The organism is Desulfovibrio sp. An276 (assembly GCF_002159665.1).
In the GTDB taxonomy this organism is placed as follows: Bacteria; Desulfobacterota; Desulfovibrionia; order Desulfovibrionales; family Desulfovibrionaceae; genus Desulfovibrio; species Desulfovibrio faecigallinarum.
In genome coordinates this window covers 27,473-49,661 of sequence record NZ_NFJC01000016.1, presented here as the reverse complement: position 1 = coordinate 49,661, position 22,189 = coordinate 27,473, and the positions used below count along the sequence as shown (strand labels likewise).

The following is a 22,189-nucleotide window of genomic DNA, read 5'->3' as shown; positions in this document are numbered from 1 at the left end:
CGGAGGTTCCATGGCACAAGTTGTCATTCTCATGGGATCCGCTTCCGACGAGGAAAAGGTGGCTCCCTGTGTGTCCGTTCTGAAGGAGCTCGGCATCACAAGCCTCATCACCATTTCCTCTGCCCACCGTACCCCGGAAAGGACCGAACAGATCATTGCCGAGGAAGAGGCAAAGGGGGCCCAGGTCTTTATCTGCGCAGCCGGCATGGCAGCGCACCTTGCGGGAGCCGTGGCTGCCCGCACCATCCGCCCTGTCATAGGCATTCCCATTTCCGGTTCTGCCTTCGGCGGCATGGACAGCCTGCTCTCCACAGTGCAGATGCCCCCAGGATTCCCCGTTGCCACTGTGGCAACCGACAAGGCCGGCGCTCGCAACGCTGCCTGGCTTGCCGCACAGATCCTGGCCCTCACGGACAAGGATCTGGCAGACAGAATCCGCGCTGCCAGGGAAAAGATGAAGGCCGACATTGAAAAGGCCGGTGCAGAGCTGAGCGCTCGCTACAACTAGCCGCACCAACAAGAAATCACTGGGGAGTGGAGTAGAATCCGCTCCCCTTTTTTCACGCCCTGTGCGGCCATATGCCCGCGTTATTTCTGGCTGTCCCTTGTGCTTTCCGCAAGGCCGTATTTCACTTTGGATATGAAAAAAGGGTCCGTGACCTAATCACGAACCCTTGGAAATTTCTGGTGGAGCTGGACAGAATTGAACTGACGACCTCTTGAATGCCATTCAAGCGCTCTCCCAACTGAGCTACAACCCCAAGCACCAGAACTAGATAGCCGAACCCGGGGTGTCTGTCAACAAAAAATTTCAAATTTTTCGAAAAATTTTCACGAAGCCTCTTTTTTCGGCAGAAAGGGCCCGAAGGCTGTGCCTTCGGGCCCTGAACTTTCCCCCTGTTCCCGTCGTTCTGGGACAGGGACTAGGGTGTGACGGACATGCGCAAAGCGCTTGCGCTACATGGATGCTTCGTCTGCCAGCTCTGCCAGGACTTCGCCCAGCTTGAAGACAGCTTCCTGCAAAACCTCGTCAGAAACTGCGTAGGAGAGGCGGATGCAGTTGTCGTCGCCAAAGGCAATGCCTGGGGTGATGGCCACATGGACCTTTTCCAGAAGATACTGGCTCAAGGCAAGCGAGCCGGAGATCTTCGGGGTGTAGCACTTGTGCACATCCACAAAGAGATAGAAGGCGCCATCGGGCTTGGGACAGACTGCAAAGGGCCAGCCGGAAATGATCTTCAGGGCAAGATCCCTTCTTCTCATGAAGGCGTCGCGCATCCTAGCTATGCAGTCCATGGGACCTGTGAGGGCTGCGAGAGCAGCCTTCTGGGTGATGGAGCAGATGTTGGATGTGGTCTGCCCCTGCATCACCGTGGCCTTCTTGATGATATCGGGATGGGACACAAGGTAGCCCACGCGCCAGCCTGTCATGGCAAAGCTCTTGGAAAGACCGCCCAAAATGCTCACCTGTTCCGGATATTTTGCCACATAGGGGCTGACGCTGCTCATCTGGGCAGGCTCGAACACGAGCTGATCGTACATCTCGTCGGCTATGACCATGATGCCTGCGTTGATGGCCACATCCATGAGGGCCTTCAGCTCCTCTTCCGTGTACACGGCACCGGTGGGGTTGTTGGGAGAATTGAGGATGAAGAGCTTTGTCTTGGGTGTGATGGCCTTTGCCAGCTGCTCGGGCTTGATCTTGAAATGATCCTCGGCTGTGGCCGAGATAAAGACCGGCACAGCGTCCACGAGTTTCACCATATCCGGGTAGCTGACCCAGTAGGGTACGGGAATGATGACCTCATCACCGGGGTTCAGGACTGTGGCAAAGTAGTTGTAGAGGGCGTGCTTGCCTCCGGCAGAGACAAGAATGTTCTCGACCTCTGTTTCCAGATCGTACTGGTTGCGGAAATAGCCGCATACGGCCTTGCGCAGTTCGAGAATGCCGGGCACTGCCGTGTAGCCGCAAAAATTTGCGTCAATGGCTGCCTTGGCAGCTTCGCAAATGTGTTTCGGGGTGGGGAAATCCGGTTGGCCAATGGCCAGGCTTGTGACCATGATTCCCTTGTCCTTGAGCTCCAGGGCCTTGGCATTCATGGCCAGGGTCAGCGACGGTTTGATCTGCGACAGTCTGTCTGAAATCTGCATGTCCTCTCTCCTTGCCTGTCTCCCCTGCCGTGCCACAAGGCCCGCTCGCAGGCAGACAATTTCGTGCAAAACGTCCTTGTCAGATATCCTTTTTGCAAGGCATAGACAACAGAGCAAAAGCCTTTGGCAGCTGCAGGGAGCAAGACTTCTTGACAGAACGCAGCTCTAAAAAAATACTTTCTGGCCCCATTTTCCCCTGGCCTTGTCCGGGAACACCCACAAGGGATCCCCTGGATGATGCCTTACGCTTAGGATACGCCATGCTTTTTTGCAAAGACACTCGAAAGGAAGAGGCCAAGGCCATGGTCCCCTTTTCCGGCCCCTGCAGGCAGGCCCTTTTTGTCCGCAGGGAAAAGCGCTTTCTTGTCCTGACACTCATGGACGGGAAAGAGACGTGGATACATTCCAACAACACAGGCTCCATGCTGGGCCTTACCCGCCCATCAAGCACGATCCTGGCCTCCTATTCGGACAACCCCAAGCGCAAGCTTTGCTGGACACAGGAGGCTATCTTCTGCGAGGCTGCTGGCTGCTTTGTGGGCGTCAACACCTCTCTCCCGAACCGCATGCTGGTACAGGCCTTTTTGGCAGGTGCGCTAGACTTTGCCGAAGGCTACGAGACGCTGCGCACCGAAACCACGCGCAAGAAAAGCCGCTTTGATGCCCTGCTCGAAGGAGAGGGGCTCCCGCGTCTGTGGGTCGAATGCAAGAACGTCACCATGGTTGAAGACGATGTGGCCATGTTTCCGGACGCAAAAAGCGAGCGCGGCAAAAAACACCTTGAGGAACTTATGGATGTTGTCGCCTGTGGCGAGCGGGCAGCCATGTTCTATCTTGTCCAGCGCACGGACGCTTGCTGCTTCGGGCCTGCGGAGTGCATCGACGAGGACTACGCACGGCTTTTCTGGCAGGCAGAAGCCATGGGCGTTGAAATCCATCCCTATGTGGCAAGGGTCACCCCCAAAGGTGTCCATCTTGCACAGCGCCTGCCCCTTGCGTATTGCACCAAATGACGGGGGCAGATCACCTTTGCAATCTTGCGCACAAGGCCGTTTTGCCTTAGGGGAACTTGTGTGGAAGAGTCTGATTGCCGAAAAAAACGCACGCTCCTTCCATTTTCCTTTTTGCCTTGCACTCTGTTCCGGGGCCAGCATCATGGACAAGAAATTTCGCTTTATTCCCAATCATACAGACGAAGAACTGCTTGATATCCGCACAAAAGGGCTTGTCTGGACCGTGCACCATGCCCAGAACTCGCCTCAGTACAGGGAGCTTTTCCGCAAGGCTGGCGTCAATGCCAACGACATCAGAAGCCTTGAGGACATAACAGCCCTGCCCACAACCGATGCGGACGATCTGAGGGCCGGCTACCCCCTGCCGCTTTTGTGCGTGCCCCCGGAAAAGGTTGTGCGCGTGCACGCGTCGAGCGGCACAACGGGCAAGCGCAAGATTCTGGCCTACACCGAGAAGGATATCCACACCTTCAATACACAAATGGCCCGCTGCTACGAGATGGCTGGCTTGACGCCGAAGGATCGCATGCAGATTGCCGTGGGGTACGGTTTGTGGACTGCTGGTGCGGGTTTTCAGATGGGCAGCGAGATGTTCGGCCTCTTGACCATTCCCGTAGGTCCCGGGAATCTGCAGATCCATCTGCAGCTTATGGAAGACATGGGCACCACCTGTTTTGGCGCGACCGCGTCCATGGCCCTGCTTCTGGCCGAAGAAGTGGAAAGGGCAGGCATACGCGACAAGCTCAAACTGCGCACCATTATCTGCGGTTCGGAAATGCGCAGCGAAAAGATGCGCCTTGCCATGGAATCCAAGCTCGGCCTTGAGGGCAGCTACGACATCGGCGGCATGACGGAAATGTACGGTCCCGGATCCTCCATTGAATGCAGCTGCCACACAGGCCTCCACTACTGGGCAGATCTCTTCATCATAGAAATTCTCGATCCCGTGACCCAGAAGCCCGTGCCGGACGGACAGGTGGGCGAGATGGTCGTGACCTCGCTGTGCAAGGAAGCCGTGCCGCTCATACGCTACCGTACCCACGATTTGGCAAGCATTGTGCCCGGAACATGCGCCTGCGGCCTCAATATGCCGAGACACAGCACCATACTCGGACGCTCGGACGACATGATCATCTTCCGTGGTGTCAACATCTACCCCGGACAGATTGCGGACGTCCTTTCCAGATACGAAGAGGTTGGCAGCGAATACCAGATTCTGCTTACCCGTGACGATCAGGCAAGGGATTCCATGAAGATTACCGTGGAAAGGGCGGAAGGTAGGACAAGCGACGCAGATGCGGCCATTGCAGAAAAAATTTCCCAGGACATGCATACCTCGCTCTTTGTGCGCGTGGCTGTCGAAATAGCCGATCCCTCGACGCTGCCGCGTACCTTCAGCAAATCCAAGCGTGTCGTAGACATGCGCTAGGCTCAAGCCGTTTTTTCAACTGGGGAAGAGTCTACGCAATCTTGTTGAAAACAACTTTCTTGAGCTTGTCCCCAAGGGTCGCAGTTCTTTCTACAAATCCGAAATCAAAGAGAGGTACCATGGCTCTTTCCGTGTACGGCAAGGCTAGACGCCCGAACGGCGCAAGGGCCGCCGACAAGGCGCCCGACAGAACTTTTCGGGAAGGCACACGTCCCAAAACGTCCCAGAGAAAGGGCGGCATGTCCTCCGAAAAGGGGAGCAGGAGTGGCAAGGGGCATGGCAGAAGACTGCACGGCCTTGGCGAGGATCCGGAACTTGCACGCATTGTGGCGCGCTATGCCCCGGAAAGGCTTGAGACTCTTCCCGAAGAGGGCAGCTTTTGCGTGCACATAGCCCCCAGGGGACTCATGGGGCAGCTTGTGGAGGAGCTGGGCGACAGTGTCCTTGCCATTCGCGGCAGGGCCGTGCTTGCCAGGGGCGAATCCCGTCCCTGCTGGGCCCAGACAAGCTGGCTTCATCCCGCCTGGATTCCCGTAGCCTCCATTTCGGATGCGGCGCGAAAGCTCTCTGCCATTCAGCGCCGCTGGAGCGCCCATCTGGACAGGGAAAGCGGCCTCAACCGCAGGGCCACCCTCATCGAGGAAGCCCTGCCGCGTGTAAAACGCACACCCCTGGTTTTTGGCGAGGAGTTTACCCCGCATCCCATGGGCGCATACCTTCTCTGGAACAAGGAGCTTGTCCTCGCTTCTGCCGAGACAACGTCCCCCTTTGCGGACGGAGAAGTGCACTTTGTGGAAAACAGGGAGGATCCGCCAGGAAGAGCCTATCTCAAACTCTGGGAGTCTTTTACCATCTTTGGCGTACGCCCTGCGCCAGGCGCTCTCTGCCTTGAGCTTGGGGCAGCACCCGGAAGCTGGACATGGGTTTTGGGCAATCTGGGCACCCGCGTCTTTTCCATAGACAAGGCTCCCCTTGCACCCCACATCGAGAGCATGCCCAATGTCAATCACTGCCTTGGCAGCGGCTTTGCCCTGACACCCGATCTCACAGGTCGTGTGGACTGGCTCTTTTCGGACATGATCTGCTATCCCGAGAGACTCCTGTCCCTTGTGCGACAGTACATTGATGCCCGGGCCATGCGCCACGCACTTTGCACAATCAAGTTTCAGTCCGACGAAGACCACAATCTCATTGCCGCCTTTGCCTCGATAGAAGGGGCGAAGATACGGCATCTCTCCTGCAACAAGCACGAACTCACCTGGTTCTACACGGAACCTGAGGCATAGGATACAGAAGGCCCCTTGCGGTATTGGAACTGCAATGGGCACAAAAAAAGGACCCATGATGTCTTCATGGATCCTTGTTGTATTCGAAGCTGGTTGCGGGGGCAGGATTTGAACCTACGACCTTCGGGTTATGAGCCCGACGAGCTACCGAACTGCTCCACCCCGCGGCGCATTTGTAAAAGTAGCCAAGAACCCCCTGGCTGTCAAGAGTTTGTCGCAATTTTTTTTCGCAATCCAATCTTCCGTCCTCATCTGTACAGACAAAGTGCCCTCTGAAAGTGTCCTTTTCCGGGCTTGCCAGCCTCTCCCTTCTTTGCGATCATCCGTCAGAAAAAAATGCCACACAACTGGCGCATCCTGGAGAGTTTATGGATACTGCCGCAAAAACTGCACATTTGACCACATTCCAACCCAAAGGCCACCTCAAAGACCAGGCCTTTGACGCAGAACTGTATGCAAGGGTAGGGGGTGTGCCAGAACATTCCGTTTCCCTCATGGCAAGGGCAAGCAACGGACGGGCCTTTCGCGAGGGCAACTATCTCTTCCTTGCCGACAGGGACTGGCTTTTGGGCATAGGCTTTCCTCTTGAGGGTGCTCCGGGCAGTGAAGAAGAATTTGACGCTGCCCTCAAAAGCGCCATTTCCCGCAGCGGGGCAAGGGACATACGGGTTGCTGCGCCATCTCTGCCCAAGGGCCTTGCCGGGCACACGACCAAGAGGGATGAGTACTACCTTCTTGATCTGGCAAAACCCGTTCCAAAACGTCTTGCAAGCATTGCCACAACCTATGGTCCCAGCTTGCGGGTGGAAAAAGCTAGGGTCTTCACTCCTGCCCACAGGCGCCTGTGGGGCGAGTTTTTGACCAGAAATACCCTGCCAGCCAACGTTCAGGCCCTGTACACCAAGGTAGAAGAGCTTTTCAACGCACCCGATTGCGAGGTCTTTGCCCTCAACGCCTGGACTGAAGAGAACAGGCTTGCGGCCTGCCTTGTGGTAGACACCTTCATGCCCGGCTTCGACACCTATCTTCTTGGTGCCCACTCGAAGGAATTCTACGCGCCCCACGCATCGGACGTCCTTTTTGCCCGCATGATTGAAGAGGCAAGAAATGCCGGAAAGAGCTATCTGCATCTTGGGCTTGGCGTAAACCAGGGCATTGCCAGATTCAAGTGCAAGTGGGGCGGCTTTGCGGCCTTTCCCTATGTCGAGGGGCAGTGGCAGGAAGCGAAAAAGAGTGTTTCCGTCAACGTGATCCTGCACAGCCTCGAAGCGAGCATGGATCTGGACATGGACGAGCGCGAACGCAGGGAGCACGACTACGCCCAGCGCCCCTTCCGCATGCTCTGGAAGCTGGAAAAGAACGGCCGCACGTCCTGGATTGGGGGCACTTCCCACTTTTTCAGCAAATCCTTTGAACAGTCCTTCAAGAAACTCTACCGACACATAGACACTGTCCTTTTCGAGGGGCATCTCGATGACGCAAGCCTTGAGAAGGTCAGCCTTGCGGGCAAGACACCGCCAGAGCCCTCCGAATGTCTGTACAATCTGCTTACCGAAGAGGAGAGGCACAATCTCGAGCGCATTGTCCGCGGGCCAGAGGGCTTTTGGGCCAGACTTTTGAACATCGAGGCTCCCAACAAGGCGGACGTTGGCTGGTATTTGCGCAGAACACGCCACTGGTACGCCTTCTTTGCCCTGTGGTGCGCCTATCTTGAGCGCTCGGGCTGGAAGTACTCCGTAGACCTCGAGGCCTGGCGCATAGCCCAGGCAGAGGGCAAGCGCATCCTCGCCATGGAGGACATCGAGGAACAGATCGATGCCCTGCGCGCAGTGCCGGTCCAAAGGGCAGTCAATTTCCTCAAGGATTGCAACAACTGGCCCAAATACCGCAAGGCCAACGAAAAGGCCTACCTTGCCGGCGATCTGCTGGGGCTTTCCGGGACAACCACGGAATTCCCCACCAGAACCGGGCACATCATAGGCAAGCGCGATCAGCGCTTTCGCGAGCGCATGCTGCCCTACCTCGAGGCTGGCAATGCCCTGGCCCTGGTCGGTTCCGCACATCTGCTCAACCTGCGCTCCATGCTGGAAGAGGACGGCTTTGCGGTCACAGCCTGCAACCGTGGTTTCTTCAGCAAAATCAAGGCATAGGCTACGAGGGACATATGGACAGCTTCAGCGACTATACCGCACGCGCCCTGGTTCCGGAGCATCTTGCGCACTACGTGCTCTCCTTGAGCTTTTGCACACCTTTGCGTATTGACGATTTCCTTGCCTGGAAAGCCGGCTCTTCCCTGATTCTCATAGGCTACCCGAGGGAAGAGAGAGATTTTTTCAGCGAGACTAGTGATATCAGGGCAAGGGTAGCCAGAGCCTCCTCCGGGCTCGACAGGGCGATTGCCAAGGCCCTTGAGCTTGCAAACGTGGACACCGTGACCGTCCTTGCGCCTGCAAGGCCCACAAACCTTCCGCAAAACGCACAGGTTCACGAGGACATGTATCAGGGGCTTGCCCTCGAAAATCTCCACCTCTCGGGCAAGCTTGCAAACATGCTGCGCAGGGCCGAGCGTGACATTGTGATCGAGACCGGTTCCGCCTGGTCCAGGGAACACGATGTCCTGCTTGCCAATGCCGTAACCCTCATGCGCAAGCGTCCCGGAGAAAGGCAGCTCAGCTCCGACTCTGCCCTTCTTTTTTCGCGCATGCCGAACCTCGTGCGCCAAAATCCGGGCAATATCGTGCTCTACTCCGCACGAAGAAGGGACAATCAGGCCCTGGCAGGCCTTGTTGTGGGCGATCACGCCTCCTACACCACATCCTTCTATCTTTTCGCACTGAAAACCCCGGACGCTCCGCCAGGGACAGCGGATGCGCTACTCAATGCCTTTTTGCAAAACAGTCTTGCTCTCGGACAGGTTCGCTGCAATCTCGGACTTTCCATCAACGAGGGTATACGCTTCTTCAAGGGGAAATGGGGGGCTCTTCCCTGGTTCCCGCTTTTTGAATGCTCCTTCAAAAAGCCTCAAAAAGGCTTTTTTGCCAGACTTTTCGGAAGGTCATAGGGCAGATAGTCATGCCAAGCAAGAACACTCACGACCCCCTTCACGATCCCCTTCTTGAAGCACAGAACCTTTTGCCAGGGCCCCTGAAACGCTTTTTTGCGCGCCTTGACTCCAAACCGCGTCCCCTGCAGCACATACAGGTCGAGGTCACGTCCTTTTGCCCCGGAGCCTGCGCCTACTGCCCAAGGGGTATCCTGCACAGCGCATGGCAGGCGAGACACATGCAGGACAAGGTTTTCGCGGCACTCACACCGCTCATGCTGCGCTCAAGGCGCGTCCATCTGCAGGGCTGGGGCGAGCCCTTTGCCCACCCGCGCTTTACGGACTACGTACACCTTGCCCGCAAGGCAGGCTGCGCCGTTTCCACGACCACCTGTGGCCTTGTCATGAACAAGGCCCTTGCCCGCAGGGTGGTGGAATCCGGCATGGACATTGTGGCCTTCTCCCTGGTTGGCACGGACGAAAAAAGCAATGGCGCACGCAAAAATGTCCCCCTTGCAGGCGTTGAAAGGGCTGTGCGCCTCTTGCAAAAGGCAAAAAAAGACATGGGAAGTGCGTTGCCCCACATCCATTTTTCCTACCTTCTTCTTGCGGATCGCCTTGAGGCAACACTGGCCCTGCCAGGACTCATGGAGAGTTGGGACATAGCGGAATGCGTTGTCAGCACCCTGGACATGCCTGTCCTTCCCGAACACTGGGAATGGGCCTACAAGCCCGACGAAAACGACAAGATTGCAAGGGCCAGGGACGTGCTCGAAAGGGTGAGTGCAGACGTTGCCGAAAAGGGGCGCAGCCTGCGCTTTTGCCTGCCTGGCAAGAAAACCGGCATCTGCCGTGAAGATGTGGACAAGAGCTGCTACGTGGACGCTGAAGGGTATCTTTCGCCCTGCATCTACCTGAACGTCCCCTTCAGGAAGGAGATGTTCAAGCAAAAAACACTCCTCGAACAAAAGAGGCTTGTGTACGGCAATATCCTGGACACGGATCCTGTTCGGATCTGGGACATGCTTGACTATCGGGATTTCAGGGCAGATTTGGCCCACGGGGCCACACCGCCAACGTGCCTGACCTGTCCCAAGCGCTACGAGCACATGTTCTGAAGTATTTAGGGTTGTCTAATTTCGAGCTAACATCATATTAATCACAAAAGAAATCAGACATGCGACATCAGCATGAAGACTAAAATCAAAATCCGTAATATACATGATGTCAAATGGTTAGATCATCTTCACGCGAAGCCGGATTACCGCCAGGCATACCTCAATTAGGCAGGTTGACGTCCTTTCACGCCGTCAACGGCGGTTCAAATCCGCCTGGGGACGCCAAAAATTTCAATAGGCTACAGCAGCTCAGTTTTTGGGTTACAAAAATTGGGTTACAATTTTTCCTCAGGAGACTTTCTCTTGAGGAATTTTTGTTTTAAGCAGGTCTTCCACTACCTGCCCGATGCCGCTGCCTCCCAGAGCCGAAAGAATTTCGCTCTGGTCCGTGTACAGCCCCGCGCTCTTCGTATAGCGATCCGTCGTAGTCGCTCGATAATGTCCCATAAGGACTTGGGCGGCGTTCAGACCTGAACTTACGAACGTGATGGCCGCACTCTTGTGCCGGATGGCGTGAAAACCGAAGGGCTTCACATGGGCCTTCCGGCAGAGTCGCTCCATGAAGTGAATGCGCTGGGTGAACGGCTGCCCCAGAAACGTGTCGTTCTGAAGCTGCATAAACACATTGTCCACCTTGCAGGGGCGGGCATCCCGCCACCATTTGAGCGCCTTGACCAGTTCCGGGTGCATTCGGAGCCAGCGCACCCGTTCCATGCCATTGCCCGACTTGTTGTCGGTCAGCCTGATTTTTTCCTTTTGAAGGTCCACGTCGTTCCACGTCAGCCGGAAGATTTCGCTTCTGCGTCCTCCCGTGAAGTACAGGGTCAGCAGCATGACCAGGTCCTGCCCTTCCGCCTGCTGGAACACCTTGATGACATCACTTTCCGGTGGAACGTAGCGCTCGCCGTGCTTTACGGGAAATGGCTTCACCTTCAGAAAAGGTGGTGCCACCTGTGGAAATCCCTCAAAGAAGTCGGAACCCCAGTTCCATGCAGCCAGCAGATTCTTGCGGTACTTGTTGGCAACGTTCGCCCCGCGCTCATCCTTGATTCTGGAAAGAAACTCATAGGCTCTTGCCGAAGTGATTTCCGCGAGGTCATGGATGCCCTTTTTGCCGCAGTAGGCGAAAAAGTCCTTCGTTACCAGCTTCTTTTCTACATAGGTCTGTCGGCTCATGGTTCGCTGAACATGGGTAAGGTAACTATCTCCCCACGCCATAAGCAGTTCTAATGCCGTGGGGATCGTCATCCCTTCCCGTGCGAGCCTTTTTTGCTCTTCCTCCCATTCTTTTGCGGCCCGCCATTCCGGGCCATGCTTTTTCCCTGCCGGGAACATTTTGCAGGCTATCTGCCTGCCGTTCACGATGACTCTCGCCATCCAACAATTTCCTTTGTCCGGTCTCAACGTCGGCATTGCTGAAATACTCCAACACCGTGCCCCATCGAAACCTCCAGCGGTATCCAATGCGCCTGCCGCCTAAGGCAAAGGCTACTTCTTTTACCGTTCTGGGGTCAAGGCGTAACTCCTGGGCCACTTCTTTCAAGGTTAGAATTTTGTTCTCATCGTGCACCATTATCAGGCTCCATTGAACTAATTCAGTATTTTTATTATAATCTTCAGATAACAAGTCACTCTCTGACTAAGGTTAGTCATCCTGGTTTGTATTTAGACTATTGTTTGCATAACATTTTGAAATGAGTTCGATTATTGTTTTGCAATCATTATCTAAAAGCATTTTTTCTTTATGTCTTCTTACAGCACTTTTACTTATACCCAAATGGTTACTTATCTGTTTTCCGCTCCATCCTTGCATAATAAATTTAAAAATTTCTTCTCCTCTTGGAGAAAGCTTGATTATGGTACAATCAATGCTTATTCCACCACTAACAATATATAATAATTCTATGCTACTATGTGCATTCAGGCGTTTTCTTGCATTTGCTAAGTGTAAATACACTATTTCGCGAGCTAGAGACAACTCATCTGCTATTTTTTTTTGGTTTCATACCTTTGAACATAAGCTGAATGATTTTTTGTTGCATAGGTGTTAGTTGATGAAGCATGGTTCCTCCTGCCCTTTATAGAAAACAAAAGATGGGTATAACTTCTGGATACCATCAAAAAAATTGAGTGGGCAGTGGCCAAATTATATAAATGGGTAGGAGAGCCTAAAAAAATACGGAAGCATGAATGACATGCGTTCCGCACACCTATTATGGAGGAAGGGGCAAAATTTACTTAAAAAATGGGGCTGTCCTAGCTAAGAAAAAAGAGCTCGGATAACGCCATGTATGAAAGACGCAGCAGACTAAATAATCGGCAACAGTCCGAACTCATAAAATTTTTTGTGGCTGGTACCACGGCAAGGGCTGCCGGAGAGATGGCAGGAGTAAACCGTAACACAGCCACATCCTATTTCATGCGTTTGCGCCGTCTTATTGCTTCACATCTCCCCAGTTATCGGCTGTCCGGTGAAATAGAAGCCGATGAGAGTTATTTTGGAGGTGTAAGAAAAGGTAAAAGAGGTCGGGGAGCTGCCGGAAAAATAGCCGTTTTTGGTCTGCTGAAGAGAAATGGCAGAGTCTACACGGTAATCATTCCTGATGCCCGCACTGAAACACTTCTCCCCATCATCAAGGGACAGATGGAACCTGACAGTATAGTCTATACGGATACATTTTCAGCTTACAACGCTCTGGATATCAACGGATTTCATCATCACCGCATCAATCATTCCCAGAAGTTTGCGGAACAACATAATCATATCAATGGAATAGAAAACTTCTGGAATCAGGCCAAAAGACACTTACGTCGCTTTAACGGTATCAAGCCTGAACACCTTTACTGTTTCCTCAAGGAATGCGAATGGCGCTTCAATGGAGGCAATCACAAAGAGCTTCTAACTCAGCTAACTTATTGGGTAAAACAAGCTAACCACTAGGCTTAGCTAGGAAAGCCCCCTGTTTTTTTCGTTGAAATTGCAGTACACACCGAAAAATTGATCGAGTCATGAAGCTCTTATAGCCCTACTTGGGATAGCCCCGCCTCTCAAAGGAGCCTTACGCTTAACGGTATCGAAGTACCGCCAGCTACCAGCTCGGTGTCCGGAAACAAGGAGGCGGGGCTTGGGTGAAAGTTGCCGTGTTGGATTGGATATTGAAAAGAAAATAATGGGGAAAGTGATATTGTACCTCCTTTGCCCCAGTCAGATAAGGCCTCAAACCTGTGTTGTGCTGGTGCTCCCTATTCTACTATCCATTTTCTAACAAGGAAGAAGCAAACAGCCTGATTACTCCTTGGTGAAACAAATTTGAAAATCAGAGCCGACCCAACATTTGCCGTTGAACTTAGCTTCACCCCAACGAGAATTACATCCATTTTTTGTAATTCCATAGACTTGGGCTACACCGGGCAATACCTCGGCAACGGTAAGTAGCATTACTTCATCAAAAAGGGAGGTCTTATTTCCTCTTTTCAAGGTGTAAATTGTAATGTTATCATTTTTTTCTATAACTATTTAAGTGTTATTGATAGAGTATTTCTGTCCACAAGATATAATTTCACAATATATATTATCTGATGTGTTATTATTTGCAAATAAATACTGTGGAAAAATTATTAATGACATAAATGAGATGATTATAACGGTGTAGAAAAATTTTGACATTGTCAACCTCCTATAGTTTTATAGCGATATTTCACGCTATGTTTATGCCTTAAAGCATATTAATAATTTTCTACGAATATAGATATAATATCGTTGATATTTAGGAGAGGAAAATATATCTATGTCATCGTATATAGTATAATTTATATTTTGTTTATGAAAATATTCGTGTCGTATATGAATATTTACATATGGTATAAGTTGATCTATGTGAGCATTTTTTAATATTAATGTCATACTATAAAAGGAGTTTATTTTCTTTTACAAGAGAATTGAGTTCTTCAAGAAAGAGGGCTCTGCCTTATAATAGCTGCGATTGCTAGCGGATGTGTTCCCCCGGCAGATCATGCCGGAGACATATTGCCCTAGTTGCTGGGTGGAAAACATGAGCCAGCTGTGTTCATCGGGGGATGTCCTTTCTATGAACTCAAAAAGCTCAAGATGTTCTGAATTGATTTGCAGTGGGGGCTGTCAAGGAAAGCGATACACGGCCTTATCCCATGGTGACAGAACATCGTTTTTGAAGACCCTAAACCCCTCAGGTCTGAGCTTGGTTCCGTGGATGTCAATTTTTTCCAGATTCCCAAATGATGACAAGGCTAAAACTTTCCCGCTCTCTCTTTTCAAGCCAGGCGTGGCAGGGTTGATCCTTGAAATTGTTCCAAGCGGCTAAAGGATGCTGACGTACAAGGTTGGTAAAGGCTTCCAAAACTTTTCTATCTACTCTGGTGCGGTAGTTTTTATCTCCCTCCACGTCCAGCAGTATCTGTCTATTATCATCCCGCCAGATATGGATGGTTCTGGGGCGTTCCATACCCGCCGGACTGGAATGAGAACGAGTGCAACTTTTCTTCACTTTTTTCGCTTGCAGTGAGGGGGTGCAGCATAGATAAAAATCGAAAGCAATATGACATCAGTAATGTCCTCATGGCAAAAACAGCCTCAGACATTTTTAGACTGTACTCTAGTTGAATCTGAAGCTCTGCATCACTTTTTCCACTTGGGGGGCGTAGAATTCTGCCTTATGCTTCGGGTAGCTCATGCGGACAATACAGGCTGCATCATTTCTTAAAAAGCACTTGATATAGACAATATCCTCACCCGCAAAGCCTGAGACTACAAACCAGCCCTTTTCGTCGTTGATTCGTCTGTAGGTAACATCCAGCCCGTGAGAGAGTTCGATCAGCACATCCTCCATTTTCTGTCCCATGACCATATAGCCATAAGTTCCATAGGCAAGCATGGTGAAGCCTTTATTGTCACGCACCGTTACGCCGTCTCCGTTATCGGCTTCCAGTACGTTGTAATTCCCCGGCAGCCAGGAGAGAGAAAAACCGAAGCGGTTGTTGCTGTAGTGTGGGGCGGCTCCGGCGACCTCGGCCAAGCCGGGCATGGCCTCGTAAAGGGTGGAGCCTCCTCCCGCACCAAAGGCAAACTCTCCCCACAGGATACGGAGCGGCTTGTTTTGGAAGCTTTTCAGCCAATGCCAGCACTGTTCGTTTGACCCCCCAAAGCAATTGCCCATTAAGTCCAGCACCTGCCCATCCCTTGTCCGAAACAGATGTCCGTATCCGATAAGCGCCATTCCCTTTCCATTTAGACCTAGGTATTCCACCTCTTCCAGCCTGAGATCCGTCCAGTGATGTTCCCCGATCGCCTCGCTACTGGTATGAATTTCGTTTTTTCCCACAAGAGTTTCGTAGGAATAGCCGTTTTCGTCTTCCCAGAGAAAAAGTAGTTTTCCGTCCAGCGGGCGGTGCTCCTTCAGGCCGGGGCCGCTGGTATGGAAAATATGCAGCGTTGTGCCCTGGTCAGAGAGCAGGGAGAGCAGCTTTTTGCCATCTTGAGAAGACTCCACCTGATAGAAGGAAAGGCCGCTGGTCTGCGTGAGAGAAATATTCCAATCTTCATACACACAGGTTTGTGCAAAAGCTTCTCCATCACGCACAAGGCGCAGCCACTTGCCGATATCCGCATTAAAGGCTCCCCCGATTTTGCAGGACGGCAGACCTTCAATGCTGCTCAGAAGCTGAATTTCGATCCCCATTTCCTGTAGCTCGCTTTTTGAGCTTGCCACTTCAACGGCTGCAGCCTGACTATACGTAAAAAGGCATAGTATAAAGAGGATGAAGAACCGCATAGAAACCTCCTGCTACATAGACAGTCATGAATGTAGATGCATTATTCAATGCCAAGTTCTCTAGTCGTTATATATATGATTCATCACTTGCAAGGATGTTCATTGATCTTATCGTAAAGTTTTCTATATTGATTGTGGGCTGTTCTTTGATCTTGCATAGAGATTAAACAGACACAAAAGACTAGTAAGGATGTAAACCATTTTTATAAATAGAATTCCTGATTATTCAAGAATACGGACCTGAGCCTTGATGGCTTCAGCCCGAAAATACCCCTGCTCAAGCACCCCCACGCTGCCGCCGTTTACTTCTTCGTAGTAAGCCGCCATCATATCCACATAGTTCTGCCAGGCTTCCTGCGATTTGTTCAGGCGTTCCAGGCAGGAATCAGGCCGATCGGCTTGCCCGCACATCATTCTGGCGTGACTCAGTTCTTTGTCCAGTCTGTTTTGCCAATACTTGATGGCATTGGCGTTGCACTCACGCATTTCCAGAGTAGAAGAGCTGTGCGAGACGCAGGTCTTGAAGCCGGGGGCCAATTCTTCCACTGTGTTGATGAGCGTGGAGGACGTTTGTGCCACAGGTCCCTCCTGCCCCACCAAAATGTCAGCCGGAGCCACAATTTTACCAGAATTCGGCACATAGAAATAGTCATACGAGGAAGTTTTGCCGTCCGACCAGTGCGCTAGCGTACAGTCCATCTCCACGAGACAATTGGGGGTGGCTTCCGCAAATTCAGGCAGGACGTTCTGCCCCATGGCCACATCAAGAATAATGCCGTTCTCCAGCTGCAGCTGATAACCGTAGGCGTCTTCATAGCTGACAGGCCTGATCAGCCGTCCACTGATGTGGAACTGGGCCACTTCATTGGGTGTCACGGCAAAAAACTGTCTCAGTGTACTCCTCGTGATGAAGTCCCGATTGGTATCCTGAATAAAGGTATAGTGGTATACAGCATAGCCGACGGATTCAGCCGTATACTCCGCCATAAGGATTTCCATGCTGCCATCCCCGTCCAGATCCGCGAAGTTCAGAATCTTGTGGACACGGGGAGCGGCCCATGTTGCCTCAACGTCCTTCAGAGCCACATATTGGGTCAGCAGATGCCAGCCGTTGGCATCATGCAGCATGACCACGGAATGCTGACCTTTTTGGGGATTTTGCGGGAGGGCAGGATTTTTCGCAAAAAGCGGAACATCGAGTTGCCAGCTCACCCCCTGACTCCGTGCCGGTACCATATTCTGGGACACAATAAGCAGCTCTTCCTGTCCATCCCCGTCCAGATCCACTCTATAGGCCTGCTCCAGCTGGGGCTGGGGATTCTCTACCCCCTTTTGGGTCAGATGCTGATGCACAGGTGTGGGATCACCGAGATAGGACTGGACGGGACGAGGCATGGCTCTCCAAGAAGAGGCGAGCTGCAATCCACGGGAAGTGTCTTTTTGATTTTGCTGCAAAAGCTGAGCAAAAGCTGGGGAACCGTCCAGCATATCAGCGGCAAGCCATAGGGGACCATTCTTATCATCCTGATAAAAGCCTCCGAGGCGAGTATTCTCAAAAGAAAAAACAGATGCCTTGCCTTTGCTTGCCGGGCTTGCTTGTGCTAGGGCGTGCGACTGCAAGAACAGACTTCCCAACAAACAAAGACACAGTGCCCATTTCCCGAGTTTCATATTGTCCTCCATTATGCTTGTTCTCTGTTTCCAGCGAAGCGGTAATGACAGTACGTCAAACGAGATAGCCTTCGACATGCTCTTGTTCGGTAGACTGGAGCAAAATTTTTTTACCTGCCTCAACTTTAGCAAGGCGTCTTTTTTTTGCATCATCCTGATGATGAGTTGTCCCGTTTTTTTAATGTCTCATCATTGAAAAAAGATGATCTCATCACGACAATGAGAAAGGCGTTGCAAGCCGCATGAAAACTTTTTTGCGACGTCATTTTGGCAAGGATGCGTTCTTCGGGGTGGTGGGCCATACTCTTGCCATGTCGCTCCCGACCAATGGAGGTTCCCATGCAAAAAAGATTTATGACGTTTGGAATGGTGCTGCTTTTCAGCCTGTCTTTCTGGAGTTGCCCGGCCTGGAGTGGCGAAGGATCCGCCATCATGGCCGCCATCCTTGAGAACGATCCCTCCGCGTTGCAAGAGGCATTGCAGTCGGGCGTCAGGCTCGATGTGACGGACAGCCATGGCCATACCCCCCTGGATATGGCGCTGGCGCATGGAAATGCGTTCAGCGCACCGGGCATGGTGGAGCTCTTGCTGCGGCACGGAGCCCGCCCCGGTCCCGGCCTGGCCGATCCGGCCCTGACACTGGCGCGCCTGCTTGCCACCCAGGCACCCCTCAGTCAACTGGAGGCCGCATTACAGGCCGGAGGCAAGGCGGATTCCACCATGCCCAATGGCTTTACCGCCTTTTTGTGGGCTGCGGCACTCTGCCCTAATCCGGCCGTTCTGGAAGCCCTGGTGAAGGCCGGGGCCAACCCCCGACAAGTTCTGCCGGGGGGCGACGCCCGACTGGGGGACAATGCGCTTTTGCTGGCGGCCGAGCATAACAGGAACCCGGAGATGATCAGCTTTCTGCTGCGCCAGGGGCTTGATGTGAACAGCCGTTCGTCCATGCTGGGTGACAGCGCCCTGATGCTGGCCTGCCGGGCCAACGCCAATCCTTCTGTGGCGGAAACCCTTGTCCGTCATGGTGCCGATGTGGACATGCGCAACGGGGTCGGCTGCTCGGCCTTCCTGTTCGCGGCGCGCCGGGCGGATGGCCTGGGCCTGCTGCGCCTGCTGGCGGAGCGGGGGGCTGACGTACGGGCGGTCGATGACAGCCTGTCCAATGCCCTGCATGTGGCCTGTTCGGGGCAGGGCAGTCCCGAGTCCATCCGCTTCCTGCTGTCCGTGGGATTGCCCGTCAATGGGCAGACCGGGAAGGACTTCGGTGCGTACAGTCCCCTGATGTTCGCCGTGCGCAACGTCAGCCCTGATGCGAAGGTCATTCGCCTGCTGCTGCAGCAGGGCGCGGACCCGGGCCTGTGCGACATGGACGGCAACCGGGCCGGGGACGGTCTGCCCGCAGGGCGCATATCCTGGCTGAAGCGGAACGGTCTGGCGGAGATCCTGCAGGACTGAGCTGGAAGCCATGCGGCTTTCCGGGGAAAACATCTTGGGCCTTGTTCTCCCGCTGCCATCGATGCCGGAGGGCAGGGTAACCATCCATCAGCACAGAGGAAACGCAGAGGCGATATCATGGGACATGATCCGTCAGGAAGGACATGCCGTGATATCGCCTCCTGTTTCATCGCCTGTTGTCATAATCCGCATCATGACTGTTGTCAGGACGGGAGCTGGCAGGGTCGCGTACCTTCAGATAGGTGTCCGCGTTGTTGATGACGTACCAGAGCCCGTCCTGGTACTGCTTGACCCAGACGATGCGGCGGCTGTCGGAGCCGGACGAGATCAGGAAGACCCGGACATAGTCGGCTTCCTGGGATGTGCCGGAAAAGACCAGCGAGTAATTTTCGGGCGACATGCGGTAGCCGTTTTCGGGACTCGTTCCCGCGGCGAAACTCCTGAAGATGTAGTGGCTGGCGGGGTCCTTCAGACGGCGTGCGAAGGTCACGTACCTCTGGCTGCTTTCCCAGCCGGCATCAGCGTGCATGATGTAGCGCAGCATCTTGGAGGCTTCCGTCCGGCGACCGGGCTCGAGGTAGCAGAAGACGGCGTCAAAATACATTTTGACAGCGCCCTCAGGGCTCCGGGCAACGGACTGGCAACGCGACTTGAACTCGCTGAAGTTCGCGGGCAGTCCCGCCGGGGCGTCAATGGATGTCGTCCTGCCGCTGTTCATGAGGGGATCGAGAAGCGCGGCATACCTGGACGAATGGGGAAGCGTGGGGACGCATGCGCACAGGAGCATACCGCAAAGTAAGGCCAGACAGGCGAAGAGGGGCTTTTTCATGTCTTCATTCCTCCAGGACTATCGCGTTGGTGGGCGTGAGGGATGTTATGGAACTGTCACAGAGGGCTTCGCCTGCCTGACCATGGGGAGGAGCATCAGCGGGCGGACTTCCAGTACGTCTTGTCGTTGACCATGTTCCAGAAACGTTCCTGATCGATATCAGTCACGATACGGGCCTTGGCGCAGCCGGAGGCGGCGAACTTTGGGAAAGCCAGGGACTGCCCGTAGGACAGGCCGTACTGGGTGTTGACGTCGATGGCGCATGTCTTTTCCGCAGTGATGATGCCGGGATCGATGATGGCGGCAGCCACCAGCACGTCCCAGACGAAGTGGGTGAAGTTGGCGTCCTTGGCGAAGGTCTGCCCCACAAAGGTCTTCTTCAGGATATCGGCCTGGGGGCTCTTGCCAAGGCTGGCAAGAAAACGGTCATAATGGGCCTTGCGGAAGACCACCTTTTCGCACACGTCCAGACCGAACACGATCTGCTCCTTGAAGGGGGAGCGCACGGTGATCTGGGCGGCTTCGGGGTCTATCCACCAGTTGAATTCCGCCGCCGGGGTCACGTTGCCGGGCTGGAAGAAGCTGCCGCCCATGTAGACCACGCGCTTGACCAGGGGCACGATGTCCGGAGCCATGCGGATGGCGGCGGCCAGGTTCGTGCAGGGACCGATGGCGGCGATGGTCACTTCATGGGGATTGGCCCGGATGGTGTCGATGATGAAATTGACGGCATGCGTGTTCAGCGGCTCGAACTGCGCTTCCCTGCCGTACTGCTGCTTATAGAAGTCCTGCCAGCTGGCGGGTTCCGGACGGCCCAGCGAGCCCAGCCAGGCGTCATGCCCCATGCCGAACTGGGTACGCTCCATCTCGAAAAGCTCGTGCCGCTGCGGGCGCAGGGGGTAGCGCATGCCCTCCACCACAGGGATGTTGCGTCCTTCGATCTCCAGATGGCGCAGGCTGTAGGCCACGCCCTCCTGTACCCAGCTGTTGCCGGTGACGCAGGTCACGCCCAGCAGGTCGATGCCCGGCGCATTGGCCAGCATGATGAGGGCGACCCCGTCATCGAACATTTCGACCATATCCGTATCCAGCAGGACCTTTTCTTTCTGCTGGGCCGCCTGGACACTGGTTACGCAGAGCATGCACAGCATGGCCATGCCCAACATCATATGGGTAAGGATCCTCATCTTTGTCCTCCTTGCCTATTTCGTCCGGGGAAAGGACGGTGAGCGCATCTTGTTCCAAAGGGCTTCTCCATATGCGGCGGAAAGCCTGTTGTCGTTGGCCTTGATCTTGCCAAGGAATTCCGTGATCAGGGTGGACGTTTGTGTACCGGGGTTCTCCAGAGCCACGCTCTGCAACGCCGCCATCCACGTCTTTTCCATCCTGTTCCTGTTGTAGCGAGGGAAGGCCGGCGTGTTGGGCAGGTCGCTGAACAGGATGTGGGTCATGAATTCCAGGTACCGCTTTTTGCCTTCTTTGAAATACACGCTGTCGGCAGGCACCGTGTTCAGGTAGCGTTCCCACTGCACGGCCCAGGTGCCCATCTCCTTCACGGGATAGCGGCAACCGCCATCAGTGAACAGGACGGACGGCTGGCTGTCCCGCAGGGACATATAGTCGCTATAGGCGGCCACCGGAGGCTCGAAGCTGACCCTCTTGCGCAGGGCGCTCACGTCGGCCGCGAAGAAGGTGATGCCTTCGGCCATCTGCGGGACCAGTCCATACGCGGCTAACAGGGCCAGCACCTTCTGGTCATCGGCGCCCAGCGGGGTCTGGGGATGGCCGTACCGGGCACTCATCCAACGGCCAAGGAGAGCCTCCATGCTTTTGTCCATGTCCCCGATGCTCGCGGGATCAAAGGGGGCCTCATCTGTCCAGGCCAGCATCCCCCTGGCCGCCTCGTCGGGCGCCATGCTTTCCAGTCTGCCGAGGACGACATTGCATGCCTCTATCCAGGCATCCAGGGCCGTTTTCAGGGCGGCTTCGTCCACGGCGCCGTTGCAGGCCATAGCCGTGACCTGGGGCGCGACCATGCGCTCCACGCGCACGCCCTGTGCCGCCACAGCAGTTGCGGTGGATGCGGCCCCGGCCTGCTGCAGGGGAGTCCCGTCCCCGTCAGCCACCTGCACCACGTCCGCGGCGCTGATGTAGGCATCCGGGACCTTGTACAGAAAGTGGGCATAGGCCATGCCTTCGCCAGACTTCGTCTGGAACTCCACCATCCTGATCCACTGCGGGCTGGAACCATCCCCGGTCATGTCACTCACGATCCAGCCCTTTTTGGCCGTACCCAGAACTTTGGCACCAACGGTCGCATCGGCGCGTACGGGGGTATCCCGCAGGATCTGCCAGAAAGCGGCGTGGGCCGTGCCCGCGTACAGGAG

At 54.2% G+C, this 22,189-nt stretch carries 19 protein-coding genes and 2 tRNA genes; 9 read left to right on the top strand and 12 right to left on the bottom strand.

The window, feature by feature from the left end; all coding sequences use genetic code 11:
* Positions 1–10: 10 nt before the first annotated feature.
* The gene (gene purE, locus B5F76_RS08100) at positions 11–508 is read left to right on the top strand and encodes a 5-(carboxyamino)imidazole ribonucleotide mutase (RefSeq protein ID WP_087353121.1); all 498 of its coding nucleotides are present in this window, start codon (positions 11–13) and stop codon (positions 506–508) included.
* Between the two features lie 177 nt (positions 509–685).
* On the opposite strand, the gene B5F76_RS08095 is transcribed toward purE, so the two are convergent.
* Both B5F76_RS08095 and B5F76_RS08090 read right to left on the bottom strand, forming a co-directional pair.
* Positions 686–761: transfer RNA gene (locus B5F76_RS08095), tRNA-Ala, on the bottom strand.
* Between the two features lie 196 nt (positions 762–957).
* Positions 958–2,151: a pyridoxal phosphate-dependent aminotransferase gene (locus tag B5F76_RS08090; RefSeq protein ID WP_087353120.1), complete on the bottom strand. Its 1,194-nt coding sequence runs from the start codon at positions 2,149–2,151 to the stop codon at positions 958–960.
* A gap of 260 nt (positions 2,152–2,411) precedes the next feature.
* Here B5F76_RS08090 and sfsA point away from each other — a divergent pair, with 260 nt between their 5' ends.
* The 3 genes from sfsA (at position 2,412) to B5F76_RS08075 (ending at position 5,879) form a co-directional block, all read left to right on the top strand.
* Positions 2,412–3,164, top strand: coding sequence for a DNA/RNA nuclease SfsA (sfsA, locus tag B5F76_RS08085; protein ID WP_446717629.1), 753 nt, complete (start codon positions 2,412–2,414; stop codon positions 3,162–3,164).
* A 142-nt stretch (positions 3,165–3,306) separates the two neighbouring features.
* Positions 3,307–4,593, top strand: a complete 1,287-nt coding sequence (locus B5F76_RS08080; protein ID WP_087353145.1) for a phenylacetate--CoA ligase family protein — start codon at positions 3,307–3,309, stop codon at positions 4,591–4,593.
* Positions 4,594–4,712: 119 nt separating this feature from the next.
* Entirely contained in the window at positions 4,713–5,879 is a 1,167-nt protein-coding gene (locus B5F76_RS08075; protein ID WP_239406998.1) for an SAM-dependent methyltransferase, read from the top strand.
* A 90-nt stretch (positions 5,880–5,969) separates the two neighbouring features.
* Here the strand turns inward: B5F76_RS08075 and B5F76_RS08070 are convergent.
* Positions 5,970–6,046, bottom strand: a tRNA-Met gene (locus B5F76_RS08070).
* A 303-nt stretch (positions 6,047–6,349) separates the two neighbouring features.
* Between B5F76_RS08070 and B5F76_RS08065 the strand changes: the two genes are divergently transcribed.
* The 3 genes from B5F76_RS08065 to B5F76_RS08055 are packed head-to-tail and all read left to right on the top strand — an operon-like array spanning position 6,350 to position 10,040.
* The gene (locus tag B5F76_RS08065) at positions 6,350–8,029 is read left to right on the top strand and encodes a TraB/GumN family protein (protein WP_162608764.1); all 1,680 of its coding nucleotides are present in this window, start codon (positions 6,350–6,352) and stop codon (positions 8,027–8,029) included.
* 14 nt (positions 8,030–8,043) lie between these two features.
* Positions 8,044–8,940 carry a hypothetical protein gene (locus B5F76_RS08060; protein WP_087353117.1) on the top strand — a complete coding sequence of 299 codons (897 nt, stop codon included), beginning with the start codon at positions 8,044–8,046 and terminating at the stop codon, positions 8,938–8,940.
* Positions 8,941–8,951: 11 nt separating this feature from the next.
* Positions 8,952–10,040: a radical SAM/SPASM domain-containing protein gene (locus B5F76_RS08055; protein ID WP_162608763.1), complete on the top strand. Its 1,089-nt coding sequence runs from the start codon at positions 8,952–8,954 to the stop codon at positions 10,038–10,040.
* Between the two features lie 288 nt (positions 10,041–10,328).
* Here the strand turns inward: B5F76_RS08055 and B5F76_RS08050 are convergent, their stop codons facing one another.
* The gene (locus B5F76_RS08050) at positions 10,329–11,417 is read right to left on the bottom strand and encodes a tyrosine-type recombinase/integrase (protein ID WP_162608762.1); all 1,089 of its coding nucleotides are present in this window, start codon (positions 11,415–11,417) and stop codon (positions 10,329–10,331) included.
* Between the two features lie 268 nt (positions 11,418–11,685).
* Positions 11,686–12,018: a LuxR C-terminal-related transcriptional regulator gene (locus tag B5F76_RS14500; RefSeq protein ID WP_072337165.1), complete on the bottom strand. Its 333-nt coding sequence runs from the start codon at positions 12,016–12,018 to the stop codon at positions 11,686–11,688.
* A gap of 309 nt (positions 12,019–12,327) precedes the next feature.
* Here B5F76_RS14500 and B5F76_RS08040 point away from each other — a divergent pair, with 309 nt between their 5' ends.
* The gene (locus B5F76_RS08040) at positions 12,328–12,981 is read left to right on the top strand and encodes an IS1595 family transposase (protein ID WP_087353112.1); all 654 of its coding nucleotides are present in this window, start codon (positions 12,328–12,330) and stop codon (positions 12,979–12,981) included.
* Between the two features lie 1,291 nt (positions 12,982–14,272).
* Here B5F76_RS08040 and B5F76_RS08035 read toward each other — a convergent pair.
* From B5F76_RS08035 to B5F76_RS14865, 4 genes are all read right to left on the bottom strand, one after another.
* Positions 14,273–14,521, bottom strand: coding sequence for a hypothetical protein (locus tag B5F76_RS08035; protein ID WP_087353110.1), 249 nt, complete (start codon positions 14,519–14,521; stop codon positions 14,273–14,275).
* 150 nt (positions 14,522–14,671) lie between these two features.
* Positions 14,672–15,847, bottom strand: coding sequence for a hypothetical protein (locus B5F76_RS08030; RefSeq protein ID WP_087353108.1), 1,176 nt, complete (start codon positions 15,845–15,847; stop codon positions 14,672–14,674).
* Between the two features lie 222 nt (positions 15,848–16,069).
* Positions 16,070–17,518: a lysozyme inhibitor LprI family protein gene (locus tag B5F76_RS08025; RefSeq protein ID WP_162608761.1), complete on the bottom strand. Its 1,449-nt coding sequence runs from the start codon at positions 17,516–17,518 to the stop codon at positions 16,070–16,072.
* Positions 17,519–17,667: 149 nt separating this feature from the next.
* Positions 17,668–17,859: a hypothetical protein gene (locus B5F76_RS14865; protein WP_162608760.1), complete on the bottom strand. Its 192-nt coding sequence runs from the start codon at positions 17,857–17,859 to the stop codon at positions 17,668–17,670.
* Here B5F76_RS14865 and B5F76_RS08020 point away from each other — a divergent pair.
* Positions 17,858–18,973, top strand: a complete 1,116-nt coding sequence (locus B5F76_RS08020) for an ankyrin repeat domain-containing protein (protein WP_162608759.1) — start codon at positions 17,858–17,860, stop codon at positions 18,971–18,973. The genes B5F76_RS14865 and B5F76_RS08020 overlap by 2 nt on opposite strands.
* 166 nt (positions 18,974–19,139) lie before the next feature.
* On the opposite strand, the gene B5F76_RS08015 is transcribed toward B5F76_RS08020, so the two are convergent.
* The 3 genes from B5F76_RS08015 to B5F76_RS08005 all read right to left on the bottom strand — a co-directional run bounded on the left by B5F76_RS08015 (position 19,140) and on the right by B5F76_RS08005 (position 22,072).
* Entirely contained in the window at positions 19,140–19,802 is a 663-nt protein-coding gene (locus B5F76_RS08015) for a DUF6935 domain-containing protein (protein WP_087353100.1), read from the bottom strand.
* Positions 19,803–19,897: 95 nt separating this feature from the next.
* A complete protein-coding gene (locus B5F76_RS08010) occupies positions 19,898–20,944 on the bottom strand; it encodes a nucleoside hydrolase (RefSeq protein WP_239407000.1) in 1,047 nt (348 codons plus the stop codon).
* Positions 20,945–21,004: 60 nt separating this feature from the next.
* A complete protein-coding gene (locus B5F76_RS08005) occupies positions 21,005–22,072 on the bottom strand; it encodes a hypothetical protein (protein WP_144268424.1) in 1,068 nt (355 codons plus the stop codon).
* Positions 22,073–22,189 lie beyond the last annotated feature (117 nt).

Bases quoted from the DNA above. Each gene is read 5' to 3' on its own strand.
- B5F76_RS08030 (WP_087353108.1), bottom strand. From the start codon at position 15,847: ATGCGGTTCTTCATCCTCTTTATACTATGCCTTTTTACGTATAGTCAG.
- purE (WP_087353121.1), top strand. From the start codon at position 11: ATGGCACAAGTTGTCATTCTCATGGGATCCGCTTCCGACGAGGAAAAG.
- B5F76_RS08035 (WP_087353110.1), bottom strand. From the start codon at position 14,521: ATGGAACGCCCCAGAACCATCCATATCTGGCGGGATGATAATAGACAG.
- B5F76_RS08060 (WP_087353117.1), top strand. From the start codon at position 8,044: ATGGACAGCTTCAGCGACTATACCGCACGCGCCCTGGTTCCGGAGCAT.
- B5F76_RS08080 (WP_087353145.1), top strand. From the start codon at position 3,307: ATGGACAAGAAATTTCGCTTTATTCCCAATCATACAGACGAAGAACTG.
- B5F76_RS08015 (WP_087353100.1), bottom strand. From the start codon at position 19,802: ATGAAAAAGCCCCTCTTCGCCTGTCTGGCCTTACTTTGCGGTATGCTC.
- B5F76_RS08055 (WP_162608763.1), top strand. From the start codon at position 8,952: ATGCCAAGCAAGAACACTCACGACCCCCTTCACGATCCCCTTCTTGAA.
- B5F76_RS08010 (WP_239407000.1), bottom strand. From the start codon at position 20,944: ATGCTCTGCGTAACCAGTGTCCAGGCGGCCCAGCAGAAAGAAAAGGTC.
- B5F76_RS08075 (WP_239406998.1), top strand. From the start codon at position 4,713: ATGGCTCTTTCCGTGTACGGCAAGGCTAGACGCCCGAACGGCGCAAGG.
- B5F76_RS08025 (WP_162608761.1), bottom strand. From the start codon at position 17,518: ATGAAACTCGGGAAATGGGCACTGTGTCTTTGTTTGTTGGGAAGTCTG.
- B5F76_RS08020 (WP_162608759.1), top strand. From the start codon at position 17,858: ATGCAAAAAAGATTTATGACGTTTGGAATGGTGCTGCTTTTCAGCCTG.
- B5F76_RS08050 (WP_162608762.1), bottom strand. From the start codon at position 11,417: ATGGCGAGAGTCATCGTGAACGGCAGGCAGATAGCCTGCAAAATGTTC.
- B5F76_RS08090 (WP_087353120.1), bottom strand. From the start codon at position 2,151: ATGCAGATTTCAGACAGACTGTCGCAGATCAAACCGTCGCTGACCCTG.
- sfsA (WP_446717629.1), top strand. From the start codon at position 2,412: ATGCTTTTTTGCAAAGACACTCGAAAGGAAGAGGCCAAGGCCATGGTC.
- B5F76_RS14865 (WP_162608760.1), bottom strand. From the start codon at position 17,859: ATGGGAACCTCCATTGGTCGGGAGCGACATGGCAAGAGTATGGCCCAC.
- B5F76_RS08040 (WP_087353112.1), top strand. From the start codon at position 12,328: ATGTATGAAAGACGCAGCAGACTAAATAATCGGCAACAGTCCGAACTC.